This is a genomic window from Micromonospora sp. NPDC005324, assembly GCF_040607155.1.
Classification (GTDB): Bacteria; Actinomycetota; Actinomycetes; order Mycobacteriales; family Micromonosporaceae; genus Micromonospora; species Micromonospora trifolii.
The window spans coordinates 1-5,061 of the sequence record NZ_JBEXGE010000096.1 but is presented as its reverse complement, the minus strand read 5'-3'; the positions used below and the strand labels follow the sequence as shown (position 1 = coordinate 5,061).

Genomic DNA, 5,061 nt, shown 5'->3' with positions numbered 1-5,061 from the left:
CTGATCTCCGAGCTGATCGACTGGCTGGTCGACGGCGAACCGGAGACACCGCTGCTCGTGCGGGCCTCCATGGCCCACCTGAACCTGGTCAAGATCCACCCCTGGCGGGACGGCAACGGCCGAATGTCGCGCTGTCTCCACACCCTCGTACTCGCCCGCGACGGTGTCCTCGCCCCGGAGTTCTCCTCGATCGAGGAGTGGCTCGGAGTCGGCCGGAACACCTACGCCTACTACGACGCGCTCGGCGAGGTGGGCGGTCCGACCTGGCAGCCTGACAACGACACCAGCCAATGGATCCGATTCTGCCTGAGCGCCCACCACCAACAGGCCCAACTGGTCCGGCAACGCCTCGACCAAGCCGCGCAGCTCTGGGAACTACTCGACACCTGGGTCCGCCGCAACGGGCTGCCCGAGCGGGTCGTCAGCGCCCTGCACCTCGCCGCCACCGGCGGCCGAGTACGCCGCACCCTCTATCAACGCGACGAGAACCTCACCGACGACCAAGCGACCCGCGACCTACGCGCACTCGTCCGGGCGGACATGCTCGAACAGCACGGCGAGACCCGCGGCAGGTTCTACCTCACCTCGCCGACACTGCGCGACCTTGCCACCCCCGCGCTGCGCCCCAAGGAAATCATCGACCCGTACCGACGGTGAGGTGGCAGGCCCCGGCAATGCCACTCTCCGACGGTCAGCGCGCCACGAGCGGACGCCATTTCCTGTCTACCAAGTTGGACCCATGCGGCCGGTCACAGCCAGCGAGCAATCCAGAATCACAGCATTGGGGCCTAAATAGGCACAGATGAACAATCATTCCGTCCTATTTATCGTGATTTTTCCATGAAATTTGGTGTCCGAGGATCGACACGAACCGATACCCAACACGGGCTACGCCTTATCGGCGCTATCCCGCTCGGCTGAAATCAGCCCTACCCTGGGCGGGTCCCGAGCTGGGCCGCCCGGGACCCGCCTTGCACGTGTGCCCCCTCGCGTGACGCGCTGCCGGCGTGAAGTGCTACGGCGCCAATATGCTCCGCTGCTCTGCCGGGGTTGCCCGTGGGCTACGCGGCGAGGGCAGGCTTAGGCGGGTGCCGCCGTACTTCTTGTACCGGCGGAGGAACGCCTCTTCGCCACCTTCAAGTACCTGCCGGATGTGTATGCGGATGTCGTCGGCATCGATCGAGCCTTGGGCAAGAACCCGTACCTGGTCGTTGCCAGCGTCGAGCACGACGACGAGTTCAGCGTCACCGAGCACGGGAATGTTCGGGTTGTGCGTGGCGGCGATGATCTGCCGATTTCCTCCGTCGAGGGAGAGCGCCTTCTGGCTACGGATCATTTGGACCACATCGTCAAAGATGAACCGATTGTCGAGGTCGTCTTCGGGCTGGTCCAGGATCATGCATCGGCCGTCGATCGCGAAGATGAGCAACAGGATTGCGGTAGCACGCTGACCAGCCGACAGGCGGTCAAGGGTCTTGGCCTCGCCGTCGACGTGCAGCCGGATGTCCACTCGATCACGGGGTGCGAGGATCTCCAGCTCGCTGATACGGTCCACGTTTTCGTCGATCAGCCAGGTCCAGATTTTGCTCGCCTGCGCGACGGTCACATCGAACTGCCGGGCCAGTTTGACTGGACCCTCGGCGACCAGCGACCAGCGACGCGAGCGTGGTGCCATCGACTCCGTCTGTCATGGCAATCGCCTCGATCGCTGAACCGCTGGCGCCGCTGCCTTGCAGCACTTGGCGTAGGTCTTCGGTAAACCGCTGGCGGTCGCCTTGGGTGAGGATGGCCACCTCGACCCTGCCGCTTAGCCGGGCGGTGATTCTGGCTGCAGAGTCCGCGCGGACTTGGCTCTCGCGTGCGCGGGCCTTGGTCAGCTCGTCGAGCAAGCCGAGGCGCGCACTACGCAGTGCTATGCCCGCGGGTTCTTTGCGCGTGATGGTGGCGAGCTGGTCTTGCAGCGCGGCGCGGTCGGATGACAGCTTGAGGGGTCGCTCCGGGTCTAGCTTCTCGGCATGCAGCTCCTGTTTGATGCGGTTGAGTTCATCTGCCAACGGCAGAACCTGAGCGGCGTGGTCGGCGCGGAGACCTTTGATGGTCGCGTTCGCCTCCATCAAGGCCGCGATGATTTGCTGTTCGGCCGTCATGATGGCGCTTGTGATCTTACGCAGGACTCGCTGTACGTATTCAGCTTGAGGTAGCTGTTTGAGGCAGCCACGGCCCGGTGGTGAACAGTTGCTTGAGCACGTGGAGGGCGTTCATGTCGTGTTTGGCGGCGGTGGACAGGTAAGAACGCAGGGTGGCGAAGTCGGCCAGTCCTTGCAGGGTGCGCAGGTCGCGGAGATCTTCTGTTGGAGCTTGACCGGGCGTAGGTCACGTTCTGCCTGGTTGTTCGTGAACGGCACGGCCAGATCGACGGTGAACCGCAGGATCATGTCGCGGTGCAGGTGGAAGCGCTCGACCAGCGTGCCGGCTCGCGACAGCCGGCCGTCGCGGTCGGGCGGATTCTGCTGACGGCCGTAGGCCAGCGCCCCGGCGTAGCAGGCCCGGATGTGGCTGACCTCCTCGGCGGTGAGCGTGGCGCGGCCGGCAGCGACGGCCTGCTCGGTGATCTGCTTGGCCAACAGCAGGGTGCCGGCCATCACCTCGGCCCATTCCTGACCGGACGGGTCGGTCTCGTGAACGCCGCGCAGGTCGCGGATCAGGTGCGCCCCGCACCAGGCGTGCTCGGCGTCGGTCAGGTGCTGGTAGGCGGCGTAGCCGTCGCGGACCAGGGTGCCGGTGAACCCGGGCAGCACCCCACCGGCGTCGATGTCGGCCTTGCTGCGACCTCCGACGTGCAACAACGTCAACGCGGGCGTGCAGGCCACATGCACGTACTTGAACCCGCCGCCGAGCCGCGCCGGGGTCTCATCGGCGTGCAGCACCTGCTCGGTGCGCAGCAGCGCGGCCAGGTGTGAGGTGAACGGGCCCAGCCGGCGCGCCGCCTCAGCCACCACCTGGTGCACGAACCCGACCGACACCCGCACCCCGAGCAGATCACCCATCAGCGCGGCGGCCCGCCCATAGGGCAGGAACTGCGCCGCCCGGGCATACACGGCGGCAGCCTTGACGCCTGTGCCGTACTGCACCCGGCCGGACACCCCGTCCGGCACCGCCGGCTCGCTGACCTGCCCACACCCGGCACACTGCACCGCAACGAGCCGGTGTTCGGTGACCTGCGGCCGGCGATCGGGAAGCTCCACCACCTGCCGGCGCTGCCGCCCGTACTCGCGGCCATTGGCCAGCCCTGCCCCACAGGCCGGGTTGACGCACCGCTGCGGCCGATGCCCCACCACCTGATCCGGGTCGGCCACCAGCTCCAGCGTCCATCCCGGCGCACCCGGCTGCTTACCCCGCCGCCTACCGCTGCTCTTGCTCTCGCCCGGCCGCGGGCGCGGCTTCGCCAGCCCATCAGACGACGGCGGTTTAGACGAGTTCGACGAGTTCAACCCCAACCGACGCCGCAGTTCCACGTTCTCGGCTTCCAGCCGATCCACCCGTTCCCGCAGCTCAACCAGCAACGCCAACAGCTCCTCATACGAGGACGGGACCTGCGGGGCGGACGACACACCACGATCATGCCAACCGATCAACCAGAGTGGACTACCAGCCGCCGACTCACCTCAAGCTGAATACGTATCGGCGGTGCCGGGCTGCTCGGCGGCGGTGCGATGCTCCGGCGCTTCGCCGGCGACCGCCATCGCCACGATCGTGCTGGCCCTGGCCGCGTCATGCCAGAGGCCGTGACCCCCCTCATTGTCACGAAGCCCTTTTGAAACAATTTCGAAGGCCTTTCATGTAAAACTTAGCTCTCATAAGTAAGATCGGCAACAATTCGAATGGAAGGCGCGCACGTGCTCAAAAAATTCGCTTCAGTGTTGGTGGGAATTTCTCTCGCCAGCGCTTTAATCGGCAACCCCGCAAGTGCGGCGGACAAACCAGGACCGCCCCGTCCGGCCAGCAGTGAGGCTTCACTGCTGTCCACCGCCGCAAGCAACGCCTATCTGACCAGGTCTCAGTACCTGACAAACTACCCGAACGATTCGATGCCAGCGAGCTGCATCACTCGGGTTATCTGGCTGGACACTGGCATTTACGACTACGGTCAATACATGGATGGTAGGCATGAACTAAGAGGCGTTTGGCGTGTCCCCGTAGCCCGCAATCACACCTGGCGGACATGCCTGAAGGGGCGCAACGGAGGGTACTATACGCAGGATGTAACCCTCAATGGCGAGCCGCTAATCTCTTACGGATACTGGATTGCGGCTAGCGGGAATCATACTTGGGGAGCGTTCCTTGATCCCCCTTTCTAGGGTGCACCTTCTTTAGCAGGGTATGAAGCATCTCAGTGCCTCGTTGATCATCCAGCGGGGCACTGAGTGCGCGTTTGGGTTGTGGGTTGGTCGGGTGTGTCGCACAGTGAGTCCGATCGATGGGCGTGGCTCGGTCGGTAGGCGAGTATAGATCGTATACGGCGGTACCCGTCTGACCTGACCGACGCCGAGTGGGAGATCATCGAGCCGATGCTGCCGTCTCCACAGTGGATGAGCAGACCGGAGGAGCACGCCCGCCTGGCCGTCACCGACGCCATCTTGTACGTGATGCGCACCGGCTGTGCGTGGCGGTACCTGCCGGCCGACTTTCCGCCGTGGCGGACCGTGTACGCCCACTTCACCGACCGGGCGGCCTGCCATCCACTGCGTGTCGGCCCGCGTCAGGTCGTGGCCGTCGTTGGCCTGCCGGACCTGGCCCCGGACGCCATCGGCGATCCGGACGTGAGCGGGATCCTTCCGGACGTCGCCCGCGCGTGGGTTTCATGGACCGCGGTCGAACGCGGTCTGTCCCGCGATGCCACCGAACGCCTTCAACGAGCCGCGGAGCAGGCTTGCGCACGACTGCCTCCCGCCGACACTGAGGGCCGTCAGAGGGCGGTTCGGAGGATTAGGTCCGTTTCAGGGCGAGGGTGAATATTCCGGGCTCGTCTTCGGTGAGGACGTGGCGGTTGACCATGCGTTT

General features: G+C 65.2%; 4 protein-coding genes and 2 pseudogenes. 3 read left to right on the top strand and 3 right to left on the bottom strand.

The annotated features are described in order from the left end of the window. Positions 1-657, top strand: a 657-nt coding sequence (locus ABZS40_RS36260) for a Fic family protein (protein ID WP_354949223.1), incomplete at its 5' end; no start/stop codon positions are given. A 358-nt stretch (positions 658-1,015) separates the two neighbouring features. On the opposite strand, the gene ABZS40_RS36255 is transcribed toward ABZS40_RS36260, so the two are convergent. The 3 genes from ABZS40_RS36255 to ABZS40_RS36245 all read right to left on the bottom strand — a co-directional run bounded on the left by ABZS40_RS36255 (position 1,016) and on the right by ABZS40_RS36245 (position 3,611). Continuing rightward, positions 1,016-1,510, bottom strand: coding sequence for a hypothetical protein (locus ABZS40_RS36255; protein WP_354949221.1), 495 nt, complete (start codon positions 1,508-1,510; stop codon positions 1,016-1,018). A 4-nt stretch (positions 1,511-1,514) separates the two neighbouring features. Beyond that, positions 1,515-2,147: a hypothetical protein gene (locus tag ABZS40_RS36250; protein ID WP_354949219.1), complete on the bottom strand. Its 633-nt coding sequence runs from the start codon at positions 2,145-2,147 to the stop codon at positions 1,515-1,517. Between the two features lie 111 nt (positions 2,148-2,258). Further along, positions 2,259-3,611 (bottom strand): IS66 family transposase, encoded by a 1,353-nt coding sequence (locus ABZS40_RS36245; protein WP_354949217.1) that lies wholly within the window; start codon positions 3,609-3,611, stop codon positions 2,259-2,261. An 894-nt stretch (positions 3,612-4,505) separates the two neighbouring features. On the opposite strand from ABZS40_RS36245, the pseudogene ABZS40_RS36240 reads away from it, so the two are divergent. Then, positions 4,506-4,712, top strand: a pseudogene (locus ABZS40_RS36240) (transposase); the annotation flags it as partial. 6 nt (positions 4,713-4,718) lie between these two features. Then, a pseudogene (locus ABZS40_RS36235) lies at positions 4,719-5,012 on the top strand (hypothetical protein); the annotation flags it as partial. Positions 5,013-5,061 lie beyond the last annotated feature (49 nt).

Excerpts from the sequence above, each read along its gene's own strand:
- ABZS40_RS36250 (WP_354949219.1), bottom strand. The coding sequence starts at position 2,147 with ATGACGGCCGAACAGCAAATCATCGCGGCCTTGATGGAGGCGAACGCG.